General features: G+C 44.1%; 1 protein-coding gene. It reads left to right on the top strand.

Going from position 1 to position 263, the window contains the following annotated elements; all coding sequences use genetic code 11:
- On the top strand, positions 1-263 hold a 263-nt coding region (locus tag ACINWC743_RS18450; protein ID WP_009586521.1), incomplete at both ends, for an Ig-like domain-containing protein.

Genomic DNA, 263 nt, shown 5'->3' with positions numbered 1-263 from the left:
TTTTACACCAATAACACCTATTCCAGATGGTACAGCACTTAAAGTAACGGCTGTAGATGCATCGGGAAATGTTAGTCCACCTGCGCAAGTCATTGTGGATGGTACTGCACCAGCTCAACCCATCGTTAATCCTACAGACGGTAGTCCAATTACAGGGACAGCAGAGGCAGGAAGCACAGTAAATATTACTGATAGTTCAGGTAAAGTTATCGGGACAACAACAGCAGGACCGGATGGCAAATTTACTTTTACACCAATAACAC

Origin of the sequence: Acinetobacter sp. WC-743 (assembly GCF_000335555.1) — a bacterium.
Lineage (GTDB): Bacteria > Pseudomonadota > Gammaproteobacteria > Pseudomonadales > Moraxellaceae > Acinetobacter > Acinetobacter bereziniae.
The sequence above is the reverse complement of the archived record's forward strand: the minus strand, read 5'-3'. Positions and strand labels throughout refer to the sequence as shown.